Raw genomic sequence first — 19,103 nt, 5'->3', positions numbered from 1 at the left:
TAAATGGGTTTGCAAAGTGAAAAGGGGGGATTTATATGATGGATCAAAACCAAGGATTAAAAAGGGAATTGAAAAGTCGGCACATATTTATGATTGCACTCGGAGGAGTTATTGGTACTGGGCTTTTTTTAGGATCGGGTTATACAATTCATGAAGCTGGACCTGGAGGAGCAATTGTAGCGTATCTTGTCGGTGGGTTTGTTATGTATTTAACGATGCTCTGCCTTGGAGAGTTAGCGGTTGCGATGCCTGATGCAGGATCTTATCAAACATATGCTACAAAGCACATTTCCCCTGCAGCGGGTTATGTAGTGGGATGGATGTCGTGGCTAAACTGGTCTGCTACGATAGGTATTGAATTAATTGCAGTTAGTATTTTGATGAAACGATGGTTTCCTGATGTACCGTCATGGATTTGGTGTGTAGTGTTTGCAGTGTTGCTCTTTGCTATTAATGCGTTATCTTCAAGAAGTTTTGCGGAAGTTGAATTCTGGTTTGCAAGTATTAAAGTAATTACAATCATTGCATTTATTATTTTGGGCGGGGCGGCAATGTTTGGTTTTCTAGATATGAAAGGAAATGAACCAGCGCCGATGTTTTCTAGCTTTACTGATTATGGTGGATTGTTCCCAAATGGATTATCAGCCATTTTAATTACGATGATTGCAGTTAATTTTTCCTTCCAAGGAACAGAACTAGTTGGTATTGCAGCTGGTGAGAGTGAAAATCCAGAGAAAACTATCCCGAAGGCAATTAATAATACAGTTTGGCGCATACTTATTTTCTTTGTACTATCTATTTTTATTCTTGCGGGACTATTTCCTTGGCAGCAAGCAGGCGTGATAGAAAGTCCATTCGTAGTTGTATTTGATAAAATTGGTATTCCTTATGCGGCTGATATTATAAATTTCGTTATTATTACAGCGGTACTATCAGTTGCGAATTCAGGATTATATGCAACTTCCCGTATGCTATGGTCGATGTCTAATCAAGGAATGATTAGCCCGATTTTTGGTAAATTATCTAAAAACGGTGTTCCTATTTATGCATTGATTGTAAGTACGTTTGTAGGGTGTCTCTCATTACTATCAGGTATTTATGCGGAAGATACAGTTTATTTATGGCTTCTTTCAATTGCAGGGTTCGGAGCAATATTAGTTTGGGCATCTATAGCTCTTTCCAATTTATTGGCTAGAAGGACATATTTGAAGCAAGGCGGGGATATTAAGGACTTAAAATTTAAAACACCATTGTATCCATTTGTTCCACTTCTTGCGTTAGTATTAAATTTAGCAGTAATTGTTGGCATGGCTTTCATTCCGGAACAAAGAATGGCATTGTATTGTGGTATTCCATTTATGATTGTTTGTTTACTGTTTTATCGTGCTACCAGAAATAAGCGAAGCAACGTAGAACATATTGAAAAGACAAATACAACTGAATTAGAAAGTTTACCCCGCATTAACGGACAGTAAAACTCCCACTTCAAAATTCGGCTGGAGCAAAGAAGTTAGGTGGGAGATAAACTGCCCGTAAACGCCCGATCGGTGAAGGCTAATAATCAGTGGGGGATGACCTCCCCCACTGATTATAGTTTCACTTTATAATAGTGATTAATTTAGAGACTGTAAGATTGTAAACAGTCTCTTTTTTTGTGAAAATAAAGCTGGAAACATACTACGTATGCAAAGGGGAATTAGCAATGAATCAAGAAGTTTCACAGCTATTAAAACAGATTGATTTACGAAAAGAGGAGCTACTAGAACTTACAAAAACTTTAATTCGTTTTGAAACACCAGCACCACCAGCAAGAAATACAAATGAGGCACAGGAATTTGTTGCGGAGTTTCTAAAAAAACGAAATTTTAGTATTGATAAATGGGATGTATATCCAAATGATCCGAATGTTGTTGGTGTAAAAAAAGGGACGAAAAGTGAGTTGCATAAAAGTCTTATTATTAATGGCCATATGGATGTAGCTGAAGTATCGGTAGATGAGGCATGGGAAACAAATCCGTTTGAGCCGTTTATAAAAGATGGTTGGTTAGTTGGGAGAGGCGCGGCAGATATGAAAGGTGGACTAGCTGGAGCCTTATTTGCAATTCAGCTTTTAGAAGAAGCGGGAATTGAATTGCCAGGTGACTTAATGTTCCAATCGGTAATTGGAGAAGAAGTGGGAGAAGCAGGAACACTTCAATGTTGTAAGCGTGGTTATGATGCTGATTTTGCAGTAGTGGTTGATACAAGTAATTTACATATGCAAGGGCAGGGCGGCGTAATTACTGGATGGATTACAGTGAAAAGCCCGCAAACATTTCATGATGCAACACGTAGACAAATGATTCATGCTGGAGGACGTTTGTTTGGAGCGAGTGCTATTGAGAAAATGATGAAAATTGTTCAAAGCTTACAGGAGTTAGAGCGTCATTGGGCGGTCATGAAAACATATGAAGGCTATCCATCTGGAACAACAACAATTAATCCAGCTGTTATTGAAGGAGGACGTCATGCGGCATTTATTGCAGATGAATGCCGAGTATGGATTACGGTTCACTTTTATCCAAATGAAACGCATGAACAAATAATAGAAGAAATAGAAACGTATTTAGGAAAAGTGGCAGCAGCAGATCCATGGTTAAGTGAGAACCCACCACAATTTAAGTGGGGCGGAGAATCAATGATTGTTGATCGAGGTGAGATTTTTCCTTCTTTAGAAGTAGATAGTAGTCATCCGGCTATTCAGAAACTAAGTTCTGCACATGAATCTATATTACAGAAAGTCGCAACTTTAGATATGTCTGCTACAGTAACTGATGGCGGATGGTTTAGTGAGTTTAACATTCCAGCTGTTATTTACGGACCAGGTACATTAGAAGAAGCTCATTCAATAAATGAGAAAGTTGAAGTTGAGCAGTTAATTGAATTTACAAAAGTAATTACTGCTTTTATATATGAATGGTGTCATACGAGAAAATAAGAAAATAGTTTGATTTTTGAATCGTGCGAGTAAGTATGCTTGTACGATTTTTTTGTAACTATTTCAGAGGTGGATAAATTCAATATCTGAAATAGCTTGTTATGTTTTTTATGTTCTTCGTTTGACTTCAATTAATTTCTCTTTAGCTAATTCAACGGCAATTGCATCATCTAAATAGCCAATTGGAAAAAGATAATCGGGGATAATGTCTGTTGATAAAATGAAATATAGTAAGGCACCCCCAATAATTGCACGTTCTTCGTTTGAAATGGTTTCTGTACAAAATTGTTGGTACATATTTGTTAATTGCTCAATGAAAGGACCGGCACTATCAATTTGTTCTAGTTTACTTTTGAAACTCTCGTGAATACGTTTTTCGCCTTCAGTAGTTTGAGCATAGCGCTCGTAATTTTCAAGTTCTTGTTTCACACGAGTTGTTGTGTATTCGAAGTCGAATAGGTTAGAGGATTGTAATGTTTGCTGAATTGTATCGAGAGATGTGTACATATCTGCTTTTTCCTTATTTATGTGTGGAGAGTCAGGGTACATTGCATCAAGTAATAATTGCGGTGGAACTTGTAGACATTTTGCGAATTTTTGTAAATGGTTTTGCTTCGGTTGTTGTTTGCCATTAATTATTCTTGAAATTGTTGCAGGATCAATATTTGTCAGTGTTCCTAGTTGGCGCATAGACAGAGCGCGCTCCTTTAACAGTTTCTTTATTAATGTACCAAGCTGCTCATTTGGATTTTTATTGGGCATAATGTAGGCACTCCTTTTCTATTGTCTATCGTTGAAAAAATGTTGAGCATTTATTACAAGTATATGAAACAGACAGGCACAGTTGCTCAACATTTTCATAATATGCATTGAAAAGTGAGAAAAGGGGTGACTTTACGATGAGTACGGCAGGTTTATTTTCAATTTTTTTAATCGGAATTGCGTCTAATTTAGATAATGCGGGTGTTGGGATTGCGTATGGCATTCGTAAAATTCGAATTTCGTGGTTTAACAATTTTATCATCGCATTTTTGGGATTTTTATTTACTTTACTAGCTGGATTTTTTGGGAATTGGATAGCATTATTTATTTCAGAGTTCACAGCAAACCTTATTGGAGCAATTGTTTTAGGAATAATTGGGTTGTTTATTTTATGTCAGCCTTTCTTGGGTAAAAAAGACACCTTAGGATCTAAAGATGGTAGTGTACTTATGGGGATTTTACGTGATCCAGAAAAAGCAGATTTTGATGGTTCTAAAACAATTAGTTTTTCTGAAGCAATTATTTTAGGAGTTGCATTATCCATAAATAATATTGCAGGTGGATTTGATGCTGGAGTAACAAATTTAAATCTTTGGCTTACGGCATGTATTTCTGGGTTGTTTAGTTTTATTTGTATTAGTGGTTTTACGTATGTTGGTAAAAGATTTTTAGCTGAATACTTAGGGAAATGGGCAACTATAATTGCAGGTGTGTTATTAATTCTTATTGGAATTGATCAATTGTTGTAAGAAGGATAGAGAAAACAGTATTCGAGTATTTCCTTGGAAATACACTAAGAAATTGCATATATCGACGTGAAATCTTTTTAAGGTAATGAAAGGTTGTAAGTATTATCCAAATTATTGTGTGTAAAAAGGTTTAAAAAAGTAAAAGCACCTGTATAGGTGCTTTTTAGCGTATATCTTCAATTAGTTGTACACATTCTTCATCATGCATACTGTACTCACTTAAAACTTGAATACAAAGCCATTTCAGTTCTTCAATACTATGCTCAAGTTCTTCGGGAAGTACATGGTAAATGTCTTCAAGTCCCATTCCGAAATGAATAAGTTCTAGTACTTGATCATCGATGTTCCGATCCATTAATAGTTCAAGCACTTCTAAATTGAATATGTATCGGTGAGCTTCATCGAGTGAAACAACTTTTAGTTTCAAACTTTCTACAATACTCAATATGAAAAGAAGGATTGTTTTTTCAAGAACAGGTTGTTTCTCCATTTGAAATATGAGTTTCATCTTTTACACCTCCACATACAGCGCTAGGTTGTACTATATTATTCAGGAGGGGGGAGCAAATATGCATAATAAAGAGAACTTTCATTACTGTTTTTTTTGAATTGTGTTGATACCTAGTAGAACGGATTTTTTTGTGAAATAAAAAATCCTGCCAATATAGCAGGATAACTTCTAAATTAAAACATACTCCAACCTTCTTGGGCAGAAAGTAATTCAAGAATTTTAAAACCAGCGATACTATTTCCGTTTGCATCTAAAGCCGGTCCGAAAATACCGATTCCCATTTCGCCTTTTACGCAGCCGAAAATGCCGCCCGCTACACCACTTTTTGCAGGGATTCCAACACGAATTGCAAATTCACCAGATTCATTATACATCCCGCAAGTAACCATAAATGTTTTACAAATTTTCGTAATATGTTTAGGGATGATCTGTTTCTTTTTATATGGATCATATCCATCCATTGCAAAAATTAAGCCAATACGTGCTAAATCGATACAGTTTACTTCAACTGCACATTGACGAGTGTATAAATCCATAAGTTCTTCAATATCACAATCGATAATTCCGTTTTGTTTCATATAGTAACAAAGTGAACGGTTTAAGTAAGCAGTCTCTAATTCTGAATTGGCAACTTTAGAAGAATAATTAATAGTAGGATTATCTGTTATTTCACGTATAAAATGAAGAATATGCTCCATTTTTTCTTCGTTATCTTTTCCGGCTAACATGCTTGTAATGGCTAGTGCTCCTGCATTAATCATTGGATTAAGAGGTTTGGAAGGACTTGTCGTTTCTAACTTAATAATAGAATTGAAAGGGTCACCAGTTGGCTCCATTCCAACTTTAGAAAATACATATTCTTCACCACGATCTAAAAGGGCAAGTGCAAGTGTAATTACTTTGGAAATACTTTGAAGAGTAAATAGTGTTTGGGAGTTGCCGGCATGGATATATTCTGTATCTTTATGGAAAATGGCAATCCCTAAATCATCTGGATCTGCATTTCCTAGTTCGGGGATATAAGTAGCAAGTTTTCCTTTTTTCGTATATGGTTTTACTTGTTCTAACAACTGCTGTAAGTTGTTTGTTTCAATGCACTGCATAGTACCAACGCTCCTATTTCGAATTAACTAAGTTTACTTTTCCCGATATGCTCGGAAATAAATAATAACATGAAAAAGTGGAATGATAAAACGAAAGTTATTTGTGCGATAATAAGTTTTTTTGTCTGTATATTGTGTAGCTAACAAGGAGAATTTTCCTTTTATATAACAGTTTGGAAATAGAAAACTTATCCATAAAAAGTTCGGAAATAAAACCTACACATCTATACAACTATATGTTATTATGGTTATGTAAATAGAAAGCGTTTTCTAAGGCGTACTTATAATGATAACGATTTCATAAATTTGATAGGGGGAATTAAAATGTTGCAGTTTCTACAACGTATTGGTAAAGCGTTAATGCTTCCAATCGCCGTACTACCAGCAGCAGGATTATTGCTTCGTTTAGGACAAGAAGATGTATTTAATATTCCTGTTATGGCACAGGCCGGTGCAGCAATTTTTGATAATTTAGCACTTATTTTTGCAATTGGTGTTGCAATCGGTTTGTCTATTGATGGTAGTGGAGCAGCAGGACTTGCTGGGGCAATCGGATATCTTGTTTTACAAAATACAACGAACGCTTTAAGTAAGGCATATTCAGCAGCAGAGCTGAATGATAAATTAAAAAGTGTTCAGGATTTAGTCGGTTCGGTAGATCCAACTAAATTAGCAGATACAATGACAAAAGTTTCAAAAGCAGCGGCGTTAACGCCAAAAATAAATATGGCCATACTTGGTGGTATTATTGCTGGGGTTGTTGCTGGGTTACTATATAACAAATTCCATAAGATTAAATTACCAGAATGGTTAGGTTTCTTTGCAGGGAAACGTTTCGTACCAATCATTACTTCAATTGTAATGCTTCTTTTAGGATTAGTATTCGGTCAAATTTGGCCAACAATTCAAAGTGGTATTGATGCAGTAGCACATGGTATCGTGAACTTAGGTTCAGTTGGTGCTGGCTTATTCGGGTTATTAAACCGTTTATTAATTCCAATCGGTTTACACCACGTAATGAACACATACTTCTGGTTTGTACTTGGTGACTTTACAAACGCAGCTGGTGATATCGTTCATGGTGATATTGCACGCTTCTTCGCAAAAGATCCATCAGCAGGTATGTTTATGACTGGTTTCTTCCCAATTATGATGTTCGGTTTACCGGCAGCATGTTTCGCAATGATTGCGGCTGCTAAGCCAGAAAAACGTAAAATGGTTACAGGTATGTTAGGTGGCCTAGCATTAACTTCATTCTTAACTGGTATTACAGAGCCAATTGAATTCTCATTCATGTTCTTATCACCAGTATTATATGGTATTCATGCAGTATTAACAGGTCTTTCTTTATTCATTACAACAACACTTGGCATTCATGATGGTTTCTCATTTAGTGCCGGTGCAATCGATTACGTTTTAAACTTTGGTATTGCAACAAAACCAGTATTGCTAGCGGGAATAGGTTTAATTTACGCAGCAATTTACTTTGCAGTATTCTACTTCTTAATTAAGAAGTTCGACTTGAAAACTCCTGGTCGTGAAGATGAAGATGAGTTAGCTGAAGAGGGTGATGCACCAGTTGCAGGTTCAATTGGTGAAACTTACGTAGCAGCTTTAGGCGGAAAAGAAAACTTAACGGTTATTGATAACTGTGCAACTCGTCTACGCTTACAAGTGAAAGATGCAGGTTTAGTAAATGAGCCGGCATTAAAACGAGCTGGGGCAAAAGGTGTTATGAAATTAAGTAACACAAGTGTACAAGTTATCGTAGGTACAAACGTTGAATCTGTTGCCGATGATATGAAAAAACATGTATAAATAGTTAGATAAGAGGATATCCCAAAAGATTGATAATACCAGTCTTTTGCAAGGTATCCTCTTTTTTTATGTAGAGTTTTTAAAGGGAATCTTACTTTTGTAAATTTTCTTTTTCTTTTTTATACATATAGGTTGGTAATATGTTCAGCGCGTGATAAAGTAGGGATGACATAGAATGGAGTGTCTATAATCTACTGAAATGATTTGGAAAAAGTCTTGTGTAGATGAATTAAATTATCGGTAAATAAGGGGAAAAAGGTAATCATGGATCAGGAAAAAAATACTGTTAATGGGAAAGTACGTCGTCCGATTGTATACATAAAAAGAACAATCATTCTCATCCTACTATTTTCAATTGTATATTTCATGTATACAAAAATTGTTGCGCATAATAAAAAAGAAGAAACTTTAAAAGCAGCAGCAGAAATGAAGAAGCAAGAAGAGTTGAAAAAGAAAGAAGAAGAAAAAAAGAAGCAAGAAGCACAAAAACAAAAAGAGCAGGAAGAACAAGTGAAACAAGCGCAAGCTATAGAGCAGCCTACTGAAGGACCCCCTCAAGAAATTAATGAAAACGCTCAATTGGATCAATATTTACAAAACGCAGGATTTAGTGGAACAGCTGTTATTGTGAAGAACGGAAAAGTTCTTTTGAATAAAGGATACGGTATGGCGAACAAAGAGAAGCAAGTACCGAATAATTCAGAAACGACCTTTTATATTGGCTCTATTTCAAAGGCATTTGTAGCGACTGCTATTATGCAATTAAAAGATCAAAATAAATTACAAGTAGAGGATACGGTTGCAAAGTATATTCCAGATTTTCCTCAAGGTAATAGCATTCAGCTAAAACATTTATTAACACATACATCAGGGATTCCAGAATATGAGCAGGGAACAGAAGATATCTCTCATGAAGAGTTGATAAAACGGATAGGAAACCAAAAGCGTATTGCAGGCCCAGGAGAGAAATGGAAGTATTCAGATTCGAACTACTCTATACTTGCCTACATTGCCGAGAAAGTAAGTGGACAACCATTAGAAGAATATATTAAACAACATATTTTTGCAACTGCTGGTATGAAGCATTCTGGTTTTGGTAAAGCGTTAGAGCAAACAAGGTTCCCATCAACAGGTTATAAAATAGTGAATAACAACATGACAACACCTAACATTCCGAGCATGTCACAATTATATGGTTGTGGTGACATATATACAAGCGCGCATGATCTGTATTTATTTAATGAAGCGCTATTCTCTGGAAAATTAATTTCAAAAGAGAGTTATGATCAAATGTTTACAGCCGTGAAAAAGGATTACGGATTTGGCTGGTATGTAGATCCAGGCAGTTATTCAAATCACGGTGTAATGCCAGGTTGGAATTGCTTAAATGGATTTAGTAAAAACGGAAGTGTGTATGTCGTTTTATTATCAAACATTCAAAATAACATTAAATCATTTGGTAAAGTGAATAACGACATTTATACAATATTACGAAATATAGAAGTGTAGAAGACTGTCCCTTTTGGATAGTCTTTTTTGTATTGAGAAAATATATCCCCGATTATTAATTAATGTAATACAAAAATAATGAATATGTTCTAGAAAATGTATGTCTTACCTATCACAAAAAAAGCCGCTTTGTATACATTAAGATGTATGGATGTTATTTTTTATACTTTAAAAATAATAGGAGGAGAAGCGTATGTGTCTGTTCAGAAAATATTGGCACAAATTATCCAGACTGTTTAATAGACAATTAGGTTATTTTTTAGATGACAAGTTATTGCCTGCTGTGGAACGACTTTTATTTTCGCAAAACTTCGCGAGATTTATTCAAAGACATTCTAAGCAAGCTACGGAAGAGTTTATAGAATCAAGTCAATTTCAATCTATTATTTGTAACATTTTAAAAGAATGCAATACATCACCTTTTAAAGAAATTGCAAAGCAATATTTAGGGAAAAACGTAGAAATTACTGTGACAGTTGGACAGTTAACAGGTGTTATTGTAGCAGTTGGTGACGATTTCTTAACGCTGCAAGAAGGAATAGGAACAGAAGTTTTATTACCATTTACAAGTATTATATCAATGAAAGAAGTGTAAGAAAGGAGACTTATATATGTTATTTACTGATGAATTGCGTAACCACGTTGGTGAATTAGTGCAAGTTGTGACAGCTGTTGAAATTATAGCAGGTATTCTTTTATCTGTTACGGACGGGGCAGTAAGCGTTCGTACATCTCCTTCTTATGGACCACCTGAAGATGTACTTGTGCGTATTCCTATTATTGCTTATGTTCGCTTGGAAGGGTAAGAGTGATACAAGTATGAGAATATCAGTTGTTATTCCAGCGCATAATGAAGCAAGTACTTTATCACAAGTTTTAGTAGAAGTGGAGAAGCTCGAGCCGTATGAAATTATTGTAGTAGATAATGGATCAACAGATGGAACGAAGGAAGTCGCATTACAGCATAGTTGCCATGTAATTTATTATAAACATTCTCTTGGCAATGATGTAGGAAGGGCAATTGGAGCTAGGGAAGCAAAAGGCGAAATTGTATTGTTTTTAGATGGTGACATCGTTATTGAGAGTAAAGAGCTACAACGTTTCGTGAAAGGAATTCAGCAGGGGCATCAAATTGTTGTGAATAATTTAACATGGTCTGTTTATTTAAAGATGAGACCACATTATACGACAGTTGGAAAATTCATGTTGAATCGTTACTTGAATAAAAAAGAGCTTGTTGTTGGTTCTTTAATCGCAATTCCACATGCGATGAATCGGGATGTTATTGAGAATCTTGGGTGGTGGAATTTAGCAGATCCAGCACTATTTCAAGTAATGGCGGTGTCTAGAGGAGTAGATATTGCCGATATGGCTTCGGTCGATGTAATTCACACGAATAAGGTTCGTCCTGTGCATACTGGTACATCACCTGGTTCTCCTTATCCGAAAGCGACTAGTCGTATTATAGGTGATCATTTGCGTGCTTTGCAATACGTAATCGAAACATATGGTAAACGCGGCGGTTTTTCGGAGGGAAACAGGGATAGAGAGTTTATAGGGAAGTATAAACCAGTTTTATTACAAAGGAAAAAAGCGAAATACAGTGCGATTATACCAGTATCAGAAGAAAGAATGACTATAAGATCTGTCATACAAGAAGTGAAAAAAGCAGGAGTAGATGAAATTATAGTTGTTGCGAATGGAGCGGATGTAGAGACAATTAAACAAGCAAAACTAGAGAATGTTATTGTCCTTGAATTTTCAAAAGCATTTGGGCACAATGTGGCAAGAGCAATAGGAGCCATGCATGCTACGGCTGATATTTATTTATTTGTAGATGGTGATTTTGTGATTGAAGCGCGAAATCTAGTTCCATTTTTGCATGCTATTGAAGACGGAAATGATGTGGCGTTAAATGACTTGCAATGTTTGTTAGATATGTTTCACCCGGCAGATCCAATTAGTATGGGGAAATATTTCGTGAATTTGGTAGCAAAACGACCAGATTTATGGAACAACTCATTAACGGCAGTGCCACATGCTATGCATAAAAAAGTAATAGAGAAGATTGGATACGAGGCCCTCGTTATTCCACCGTTAGCTCAAATGAAAGCTATTTTAGCTAATTTTTCTATAAGAGCAATAGATTTTGTTGATGTTATAAAACCGAACCGTATACGTCCAGAACAACACGGGTTTGTAAACGGACGAATTCCTGCATTTGATCGTATTTTCGGAGATCAGCTTGAGGCGATTGCTTATTTATTAAAACATACAAATGGGCGCGGGAGTTTTACAGACGGAGAAAGGGATAGAGATATAATACTACAATTGAGAAGGGAAGAAGAGAATATAGATGAATGCTAGTAGTAAAGTAACCATTATTGGATTAGGATATGTTGGCCTTCCTTTAGCGGTCCTTTTTGCAGAAAGAGGATATGCTGTACTTGGATTAGATAAAGATACTAGGAAGATAGAATCAATAATTAAAGGAGAAAGTTATATTCCTGATGTTTCTTCTAACGTATTACAAAATTTATTGAACGAGAGAAAATTAATAGTGAATACACCAGATAAAGGTGTTGCGGATTTTAAGCATAGCGATTATGTCATTGTGACCGTGCCAACCCCAATTAATGAGCAGAAAGAACCAGATTTAAGTGCCCTCATTTCAGCCTCCCATTATATACAACAAAACCTTCAAAAAGGACAAACCTTCATTTTTGAAAGCTCCACATATCCAGGTACACTGGAGGAAGTTATCATTCCGATTATTTCTCAAACAGGCAAAAAGGTCGGAGAAGATTATTATATTGGCTATTCACCAGAGCGAATTGACCCAGCAAATAGTCAGTATTCAGTCGAAACAATTCCAAAAGTTATTAGTGGACAAACCGAGCAGTGTAAACAAAAAATACAGGATTTGTATAGCACTATATTTGATGTAGTTGTTCCAGTTAGCTCCCCGAAAGTAGCAGAGATGTGTAAGCTATTTGAAAATATTCAGCGCTTAGTTAATATTTCATTAGTAAATGAGTTAAATATACTTTGTGAAAGTTTAGGAATTGATTTTTATGAGGCGCTTGAAGCTGCATCTACAAAACCATTTGGGTTTACCCCATATTGGCCAGGCCCAGGGATAGGAGGGCATTGTATTCCAGTAGACCCTTTATATTTTCAATGGAGAATAAAAAAGAATGGAGCAATTAGTCAATTAATTGAGGCGGCCCATGTAATTAATGAAGAAATGCCAGAGAAAATAATTGGGAAAGTAAAAGGTATGGTGCAAGCACCCGCAACGGTTTTAATTGTAGGGGTTGCGTATAAGAAAGATGTAAATGATTTGAGAGAATCACCAGCGTTGCCAATTATTCAATTATTAATAAAAGAAGGATACAAGATAGCATATCATGATCCGTATATTTCTACAGTGGAAATTGGAGATACACTATATCAATCTGTTCCATTAGATGAACAAAGAATTAAACAAGCAGATTGTATTTTAATTGTAACGGATCACTCTAGTATCGATTGGAATCTTTTTAAAGGGATTGAGCGATTAATAGATACACGTGGAATTATAAAGAAGGTGAGTGTATGAGTAAAAAATGTTTAATTACAGGTGGAGCAGGATTTATTGGATCACATTTAGCTGAAGAGTTGGTGAAAAGAGGTTATGAAGTTACTATTGTTGATAACTTCTATAAAGGAAAAAATAAATATCATAATGAGTTAATGAAAGAGCTCCGGGTTATTCCAATAAGCGTTTTAGATAAAAGTTCAATTTATGAATTAGTAAATCAACATGATGTGGTGTTTCATTTAGCTGCAATTTTGGGAGTCAAAACTACAATGGAAAAAAGTGTAGAGCTTATTGAAACAAATTTCGATGGAACGAGAAATATTTTACAAGCAGCATTAAAAGGTAAGAAAAAAGTAGTCTTTGCGTCTACTTCAGAAGTATATGGTAAGGGCAAGCCACCTTTCTCTGAAGAAGGAGATCGATTATACGGGGCAACTTCTAAAATACGCTGGAGTTATGCAGTTTGTAAAACGTTAGAAGAGACATTATGTTTAGGATACGCATTAGAAGGCTTACCTGTAACGATTGTTCGTTATTTTAATATTTATGGTCCAAGAGCGAAAGATGGTCCGTATGCAGGGGTAATCCCACGATTTATCCGTGCGGCTTTGCAAGGTGATGATATTCTCGTGTATGGAGATGGAGAGCAGACACGTTGCTTTACGTATGTAAGTGATGCAGTCGAGGCAACAATTCGTGCAATGGATGAGAAGGTAAATGGTGAAATTATTAATATAGGTTCTGAGAATGAAAAAAATATAAGGGAAGTAGCGGAAGATATAAAAAAATTAACGAAGTCTGTTTCCAAAATTGTGCACGTTCCATTTGAGGAAGTATATCCACATGGATTTGAAGAAATTCCAAATCGAAAACCAGATGTAACGAAATTAAGAGAGCTTGTTCAGTTTCAAGCGAAAGTAACGTGGGAACAAGGATTGAAAGAAACTATTAAGTGGTTTCGTGAAGAAAACAATGGGTAAGTCGTTATCAGTTATTATTCCCGTATGTAATGAAGTAGATACGATTTCAGACGTGGTTCAATCGGTAAAAGCATTAAACCCAGTAGAGATTATTGTAGTAGCAAATGGTTGTAATGATGGTACAGAAGGGATTGCTGAGAGCTTAGGCTGTACAGTAATCCAGCATAAAGAGTCACTTGGTAACGATGTTGGCCGCGCAGTTGGCGCAAAACATGCGATAGGTGATGTATTACTGTTTGTAGATGGTGATTTTGCTATTCGAACTTCACAATTGCAATTATTTCTTAATCCAATTTTATATGATCAGGCTGATGTAGTTTTAAATAATTTAGACGCATTATTTTTAAAGAAACAAAAACCACATTCTATTACAGTATGGCGCCAAATATTAAATGCAATGTTAGAGCGTGAAAAATTAAAAATTGATTCTTTACTATCTGTACCACATGCGCTGACGAAGGAAGTTGTGCAATGTATTGGATACGAATGTTTTGTTAATCCTATTGTGGCTCATCTACGCCTAGCACAAAGTAAATGGAGAATTAGTCGTCATTGTGCAATTGACGTTATTACGCCGAATAAATTTCGTCCATTTGAGCATGCTGCATATGGCACGGATCTTTCTCAATCTGAAAAACGAATGATAGGTGATCATATAGAAGCTGTAGCAGAGCGGATAATAGGCAGCGATGAGCGCGGAGGATATTATGATGGAAATAGGAAAAGAGAGAGTGTCTATCATACTCTAAATTTTGAAGATTTTTATCAAGGATGGGGCGTTACATCTAAGTTGTATAGAGGAAAGCAATTATCGGTAATTATTCCTGTACAAGATGAAGAGAAAACAATTGGAAACGTTATAGAAGAGCTTCGCAAAATTGAACCATTGGAAATCATCGTTGTTGTAAATGGTTCGTCCGATAAAACGGCAACAATTGCAAAAGACAAGGGAGCAACAACAATTGTGTATAAAGAAGCACTTGGAAACGATGTGGGGCGTTCGCTTGGAACTTATTTTGCAAAAGAAGAAATTGTGTTATTTATAGATGGTGATTTTGTTATTCCAGCTAGTGAGCTATATCCCTTTGCAAAAGCTATTGCAGATGGAACGGATGTCGCATTAAATGATTTAAATCATTATTTAGATTTGAGAATACCACTTCATCTTGTAACAGCATTTAAATATGCATTAAATTTAGCTTGTGATAGAAAAGATTTAGGAGTAGGCTCTCTTATTGCTGTACCTAATGCGTTTAGTCGTACTTGTTTGAAGGAAATAGGGTATAAATCATTATTGTCACCTTGTGTAGCACAAGTTAAAGCTGTACTTTCAGGTTTTGAAATCGCTTGTGTAAGTCGTATCGATGTTGATAAGATGAACCGTATTCGGCCCAGTGAACATTTTGCGAAAATAGGTCATCCTCCAGCTGTCCTTCGAATTATTGGTGATCATATAGAAGGATTAGAGCAATTAATTGCATTAAAGGGTAGTCGTGGTGGATTTTATGATGGAAATAGAAAAAGAGATGTTTTATAGTGTTAACAAAAAAAGTGTACAACATATGTACACTTTTTTGCTCTGTTATAAAAATTATAACAGATTAGGAGATAAGAGTATTACAGCTCTACAATGGGTATCGTTCTTATATTACAAAATAGACTCGTATATAAGAATACCAAAAAAATACAATTAAAGAAAGGGTTAATTATAAAGGCTTTTAAACGAAGTTAACACTACGAGTATAGTAGTTTGCTCAACATTTCACAAACATGTCACAACTATTTCGTCCACTTTCGAAAAAAAGTAGTATTCTAAGTGTGTAAGCTGTTATATAAAAAAACGTAGTCCTGTACTAATCAAAAATGGAGGAGATTAGGATGACTCAAGTATTAGAAAATGTAAAAAACGCGTGGGAAAACTTTAAAGGTGAAAAATGGAAAGCAGAGATTGATGTTCGCGATTTCATTTTAAATAATGTAAACGTTTACGAGGGAGAAGACTCTTTCTTAGCAGAAGCAACTGAAGACACGAAAAAACTTTGGGATCAAGTAATGGATTTAACAACAAAGGAACGTGAAAACGGTGGCGTTCTTGATATGGATACAAAAATTGTTTCTTCTATTACATCACATGAACCAGGATATTTAAATAAAGATATTGAAAAAGTGGTCGGTTTCCAAACTGATAAACCATTTAAACGTTCTTTACAACCATATGGTGGTATTCGTATGGCGGAACAAGCTTGTGAAGCGTATGGATATGAAATGGATAAAGAACTTAGCAGTATTTTCAGAGATTGGCGTAAAACTCATAATCAAGGTGTATTTGATGCATACACACCAGAAATGAAAGCGGCTCGTAAATCAGGTGTTATTACTGGTCTTCCAGATGCATATGGACGTGGACGTATTATCGGTGACTATCGCCGCGTAGCATTATACGGTATAGATCGTTTAATTGAAGCGAAAAAAGCTGATTTTAATTTAACTGGTGGTGTAATGAGCGAAGATACAATGCGTTTACGCGAAGAATTATCTGAGCAAATGCGTGCACTTCAAGAGTTAAAACAGATGGCTGCTTCTCATGGATTCGATATTTCTAAGCCAGCTACAAATGCACAAGAGGCTTTCCAATGGTTATACTTTGCTTATCTTGCAGCAATTAAAGAACAAAACGGGGCAGCAATGAGTCTTGGACGTACATCTACATTCCTAGATGTTTACATTGAAAGAGATTTAGCAAATGGTACTTTAACAGAAGAAGCAGCACAAGAAATTGTGGACCATTTCATTATGAAATTACGTCTTGTGAAATTTGCAAGAACACCTGATTACAATGAACTATTCTCTGGAGATCCAACTTGGGTAACTGAATCTATCGGTGGTATGGCGTTAGACGGTCGTCCGTTAGTAACAAAAAACTCATTCCGATTCTTGCATACATTAGATAATTTAGGACCAGCACCAGAACCAAACTTAACAGTTCTTTGGTCTAAACAATTACCAGAGAACTTTAAAAACTACTGTGCAAAAATGTCTATTAAAACATCAGCAATTCAATACGAAAATGATGACATTATGCGTCCTGACTACGGTGATGACTACGGTATTGCTTGTTGTGTATCAGCAATGAGAATTGGTAAACAAATGCAGTTCTTCGGAGCACGTGCAAACTTAGCGAAAGCATTACTATATGCGGTTAACGGTGGTAAAGATGAAAAGTCAAAAGCACAAGTTGGTCCTGAATACGCACCAATTACTTCTGAAGTATTAGATTATGAAGAAGTTATGCGTAAATTCGATATGACAATGGAATGGTTAGCTGGTCTATACTTAAATACATTAAATGTAATTCACTATATGCACGATAAATATAGCTATGAACGTATTGAAATGGCACTTCATGATACAAATGTTCTTCGTACAATGGCAACAGGTATCGCTGGATTATCTGTAGTAGCAGACTCTTTAAGTGCAATTAAATACGCAAAAGTAAAACCAATTCGTGATGAAAATGGTATTGCAGTTGATTTCGAAATTGAGGGGGATTTCCCTAAATACGGTAACAATGATGATCGTGTAGATGAAATCGCAGTAAATCTTGTGAAAACATTTATGAACAAGATTCGCAAACATAAAACATACCGTAATTCTGTTCATACAATGTCAATCTTAACAATCACATCTAACGTTGTATACGGTAAGAAAACTGGTAACACTCCAGATGGACGTCGTACTGGAGAACCATTTGCACCGGGCGCAAACCCAATGCATGGACGTGATACAAAAGGTGCATTAGCTTCATTATTATCTGTAGCTAAATTACCATATGAAGATGCACAAGATGGTATTTCAAATACATTCTCTATTATTCCGAAAGCACTTGGTAAAGAAGATGATGTACAAGTACGCAACTTAGTATCTATGCTTGATGGATATGCAATAAAAGAAGGACACCACTTAAATATTAACGTATTTAACCGTGAAACATTAATGGATGCAATGGAGCACCCTGAAAAATATCCACAATTAACAATTCGTGTATCTGGTTACGCTGTTAACTTTATTAAATTAACTCGCGAACAACAAATTGATGTAATTAACCGTACAATGCATGAAAGCATGTAAGTGAAAAAAGTGTCCCTCCGCTTTTAATATATAGCGGAGGGAGGCTGTTTCAATAAAGGAGGAAGTAACATGGTAAAAGGAAGAATACATTCTGTAGAGTCTTGTGGTACTGTTGATGGCCCAGGGATTCGTTATGTCATATTTACACAAGGATGTTTATTACGTTGTCAATATTGTCATAATGCTGATACGTGGGAAATCGGTAAAGGTAAAGAAATAACAGTTGAAGAAGTGATGCAGGATGTGACATGTTACCTTCCATTTATTGAGGCTTCTGGAGGCGGTATAACAGTTAGCGGTGGAGAGCCACTATTACAACTAGACTTCTTAATTGAGTTGTTTAAAAAGTGCAAAGAAGCTGGTATCCATACAACAATCGATTCTTCTGGTGGTTGTTATTCTGAAGAACCAGAATTCCAAAATAAGCTAGACATTTTAATGGATTATACAGATTTAGTTTTATTGGATTTGAAGCATATTGATTCAAAGAAACATCGTAAATTAACAGGGAAACCAAATGAACACATTTTACAATTTGCTCGTTATTTATCGGATAAAAAGAAGCCAATTTGGGTAAGACATGTATTGGTTCCCGGTGTTACCGATGGTGAAGAGGATCTGCAAAAACTATCAAGCTTTATTCAAAGTCTATCTAATGTTAAGAAAGTGGAAGTGTTGCCATATCATAAACTCGGTGTTTATAAATGGGAGGCACTTGGACATAAGTATCCACTTGCGGATGTGAATCCACCGACAGAAGAAAATGTGGAGCATGCGAAATATATTTTAAAAGCAGTCTAATCCAAATGTTGGATTAGACTTTTTGTTTCTTTACCCCGCTATTTGTGGGCAGTAGGGCTCCCACTCTAAAATTCAGCTAGAGCAAAGAAGTTAGGTGGGAGCCCTGCTGCCCGTAAAAGCCCGATTGGTGAAACTTTAATCAGTTGGGGATGAACACCCCCTACTGATTAAAGTTTCACTTT

16 protein-coding genes and 1 pseudogene are annotated in these 19,103 nt (G+C 35.8%); 14 read left to right on the top strand and 3 right to left on the bottom strand.

Going from position 1 to position 19,103, the window contains the following annotated elements:
* Positions 1-35 precede the first annotated feature (35 nt).
* Positions 36-1,475, top strand: coding sequence for an amino acid permease (locus QCI75_RS24375; RefSeq protein ID WP_144505832.1), 1,440 nt, complete (start codon positions 36-38; stop codon positions 1,473-1,475).
* A 227-nt stretch (positions 1,476-1,702) separates the two neighbouring features.
* Positions 1,703-2,977, top strand: a complete 1,275-nt coding sequence (locus tag QCI75_RS24370; RefSeq protein WP_144505833.1) for an acetylornithine deacetylase — start codon at positions 1,703-1,705, stop codon at positions 2,975-2,977.
* Between the two features lie 108 nt (positions 2,978-3,085).
* Here QCI75_RS24370 and QCI75_RS24365 read toward each other — a convergent pair whose 3' ends face one another.
* Positions 3,086-3,739 carry a helix-turn-helix domain-containing protein gene (locus tag QCI75_RS24365; RefSeq protein ID WP_353761324.1) on the bottom strand — a complete coding sequence of 218 codons (654 nt, stop codon included), beginning with the start codon at positions 3,737-3,739 and terminating at the stop codon, positions 3,086-3,088.
* Between the two features lie 137 nt (positions 3,740-3,876).
* Here QCI75_RS24365 and QCI75_RS24360 point away from each other — a divergent pair, with 137 nt between their 5' ends.
* Positions 3,877-4,488 carry a manganese efflux pump gene (locus QCI75_RS24360; protein WP_144505835.1) on the top strand — a complete coding sequence of 204 codons (612 nt, stop codon included), beginning with the start codon at positions 3,877-3,879 and terminating at the stop codon, positions 4,486-4,488.
* Between the two features lie 163 nt (positions 4,489-4,651).
* Here QCI75_RS24360 and QCI75_RS24355 read toward each other — a convergent pair whose 3' ends face one another.
* Both QCI75_RS24355 and glsA read right to left on the bottom strand, forming a co-directional pair.
* Positions 4,652-4,996, bottom strand: a complete 345-nt coding sequence (locus tag QCI75_RS24355) for a DUF3969 family protein (RefSeq protein WP_098778040.1) — start codon at positions 4,994-4,996, stop codon at positions 4,652-4,654.
* Between the two features lie 176 nt (positions 4,997-5,172).
* Positions 5,173-6,102 carry a glutaminase A gene (glsA, locus tag QCI75_RS24350; protein WP_144505836.1) on the bottom strand — a complete coding sequence of 310 codons (930 nt, stop codon included), beginning with the start codon at positions 6,100-6,102 and terminating at the stop codon, positions 5,173-5,175.
* 324 nt (positions 6,103-6,426) lie between these two features.
* Between glsA and nagE the strand changes: the two genes are divergently transcribed.
* The 11 genes and pseudogenes from nagE to pflA all read left to right on the top strand — a co-directional run bounded on the left by nagE (position 6,427) and on the right by pflA (position 18,921).
* Positions 6,427-7,920, top strand: coding sequence for an N-acetylglucosamine-specific PTS transporter subunit IIBC (nagE, locus tag QCI75_RS24345; RefSeq protein WP_144505837.1), 1,494 nt, complete (start codon positions 6,427-6,429; stop codon positions 7,918-7,920).
* 264 nt (positions 7,921-8,184) lie between these two features.
* Positions 8,185-9,429 carry a serine hydrolase domain-containing protein gene (locus QCI75_RS24340; protein WP_353761323.1) on the top strand — a complete coding sequence of 415 codons (1,245 nt, stop codon included), beginning with the start codon at positions 8,185-8,187 and terminating at the stop codon, positions 9,427-9,429.
* Positions 9,430-9,622: 193 nt separating this feature from the next.
* Complete coding sequence (locus QCI75_RS24335) at positions 9,623-10,024, top strand: LSm family protein (RefSeq protein WP_144505838.1); 402 nt, start codon at positions 9,623-9,625, stop codon at positions 10,022-10,024.
* A 16-nt stretch (positions 10,025-10,040) separates the two neighbouring features.
* The gene (locus QCI75_RS24330; RefSeq protein WP_070140769.1) at positions 10,041-10,235 is read left to right on the top strand and encodes an LSm family protein; all 195 of its coding nucleotides are present in this window, start codon (positions 10,041-10,043) and stop codon (positions 10,233-10,235) included.
* 13 nt (positions 10,236-10,248) lie between these two features.
* Positions 10,249-11,796, top strand: a complete 1,548-nt coding sequence (locus QCI75_RS24325) for a glycosyltransferase family 2 protein (RefSeq protein WP_144505839.1) — start codon at positions 10,249-10,251, stop codon at positions 11,794-11,796.
* Positions 11,786-13,030 (top strand): nucleotide sugar dehydrogenase, encoded by a 1,245-nt coding sequence (locus tag QCI75_RS24320; protein ID WP_144505840.1) that lies wholly within the window; start codon positions 11,786-11,788, stop codon positions 13,028-13,030. Before QCI75_RS24325 ends, QCI75_RS24320 begins: the two co-directional genes overlap by 11 nt.
* On the top strand, positions 13,027-13,992 hold the full coding sequence (locus QCI75_RS24315) for an NAD-dependent epimerase/dehydratase family protein (RefSeq protein WP_144505841.1): 966 nt from the start codon (positions 13,027-13,029) through the stop codon (positions 13,990-13,992). The genes QCI75_RS24320 and QCI75_RS24315 overlap by 4 nt, the downstream gene beginning before the upstream one ends.
* Complete coding sequence (locus QCI75_RS24310) at positions 13,985-15,529, top strand: glycosyltransferase family 2 protein (protein ID WP_144505842.1); 1,545 nt, start codon at positions 13,985-13,987, stop codon at positions 15,527-15,529. The genes QCI75_RS24315 and QCI75_RS24310 overlap by 8 nt, the downstream gene beginning before the upstream one ends.
* Positions 15,498-15,724: pseudogene (locus QCI75_RS24305) on the top strand (hypothetical protein). Before QCI75_RS24310 ends, QCI75_RS24305 begins: the two are co-directional and overlap by 32 nt.
* 146 nt (positions 15,725-15,870) lie before the next feature.
* Complete coding sequence (gene pflB / locus QCI75_RS24300; protein WP_353761322.1) at positions 15,871-18,120, top strand: formate C-acetyltransferase; 2,250 nt, start codon at positions 15,871-15,873, stop codon at positions 18,118-18,120.
* Between the two features lie 69 nt (positions 18,121-18,189).
* Positions 18,190-18,921 (top strand): pyruvate formate-lyase-activating protein, encoded by a 732-nt coding sequence (gene pflA / locus QCI75_RS24295; protein WP_144507847.1) that lies wholly within the window; start codon positions 18,190-18,192, stop codon positions 18,919-18,921.
* Positions 18,922-19,103: the final 182 nt, after the last annotated feature.

Origin of the sequence: Bacillus cereus group sp. RP43, from assembly GCF_040459645.1 — a bacterium.
GTDB lineage: Bacteria > Bacillota > Bacilli > Bacillales > Bacillaceae_G > Bacillus_A > Bacillus_A mycoides_C.
The sequence above is the reverse complement of the archived record's forward strand: the minus strand, read 5'-3'. Positions and strand labels throughout refer to the sequence as shown.

Excerpts from the sequence above, each read along its gene's own strand:
- QCI75_RS24375 (WP_144505832.1), top strand. The coding sequence starts at position 36 with ATGATGGATCAAAACCAAGGATTAAAAAGGGAATTGAAAAGTCGGCAC.
- QCI75_RS24370 (WP_144505833.1), top strand. The coding sequence starts at position 1,703 with ATGAATCAAGAAGTTTCACAGCTATTAAAACAGATTGATTTACGAAAA.
- QCI75_RS24365 (WP_353761324.1), bottom strand. The coding sequence starts at position 3,739 with ATGCCCAATAAAAATCCAAATGAGCAGCTTGGTACATTAATAAAGAAA.
- QCI75_RS24360 (WP_144505835.1), top strand. The coding sequence starts at position 3,877 with ATGAGTACGGCAGGTTTATTTTCAATTTTTTTAATCGGAATTGCGTCT.
- QCI75_RS24355 (WP_098778040.1), bottom strand. The coding sequence starts at position 4,996 with ATGAAACTCATATTTCAAATGGAGAAACAACCTGTTCTTGAAAAAACA.
- glsA (WP_144505836.1), bottom strand. The coding sequence starts at position 6,102 with ATGCAGTGCATTGAAACAAACAACTTACAGCAGTTGTTAGAACAAGTA.
- nagE (WP_144505837.1), top strand. The coding sequence starts at position 6,427 with ATGTTGCAGTTTCTACAACGTATTGGTAAAGCGTTAATGCTTCCAATC.
- QCI75_RS24340 (WP_353761323.1), top strand. The coding sequence starts at position 8,185 with ATGGATCAGGAAAAAAATACTGTTAATGGGAAAGTACGTCGTCCGATT.
- QCI75_RS24335 (WP_144505838.1), top strand. The coding sequence starts at position 9,623 with ATGTGTCTGTTCAGAAAATATTGGCACAAATTATCCAGACTGTTTAAT.
- QCI75_RS24330 (WP_070140769.1), top strand. The coding sequence starts at position 10,041 with ATGTTATTTACTGATGAATTGCGTAACCACGTTGGTGAATTAGTGCAA.
- QCI75_RS24325 (WP_144505839.1), top strand. The coding sequence starts at position 10,249 with ATGAGAATATCAGTTGTTATTCCAGCGCATAATGAAGCAAGTACTTTA.
- QCI75_RS24320 (WP_144505840.1), top strand. The coding sequence starts at position 11,786 with ATGAATGCTAGTAGTAAAGTAACCATTATTGGATTAGGATATGTTGGC.
- QCI75_RS24315 (WP_144505841.1), top strand. The coding sequence starts at position 13,027 with ATGAGTAAAAAATGTTTAATTACAGGTGGAGCAGGATTTATTGGATCA.
- QCI75_RS24310 (WP_144505842.1), top strand. The coding sequence starts at position 13,985 with ATGGGTAAGTCGTTATCAGTTATTATTCCCGTATGTAATGAAGTAGAT.
- pflB (WP_353761322.1), top strand. The coding sequence starts at position 15,871 with ATGACTCAAGTATTAGAAAATGTAAAAAACGCGTGGGAAAACTTTAAA.
- pflA (WP_144507847.1), top strand. The coding sequence starts at position 18,190 with ATGGTAAAAGGAAGAATACATTCTGTAGAGTCTTGTGGTACTGTTGAT.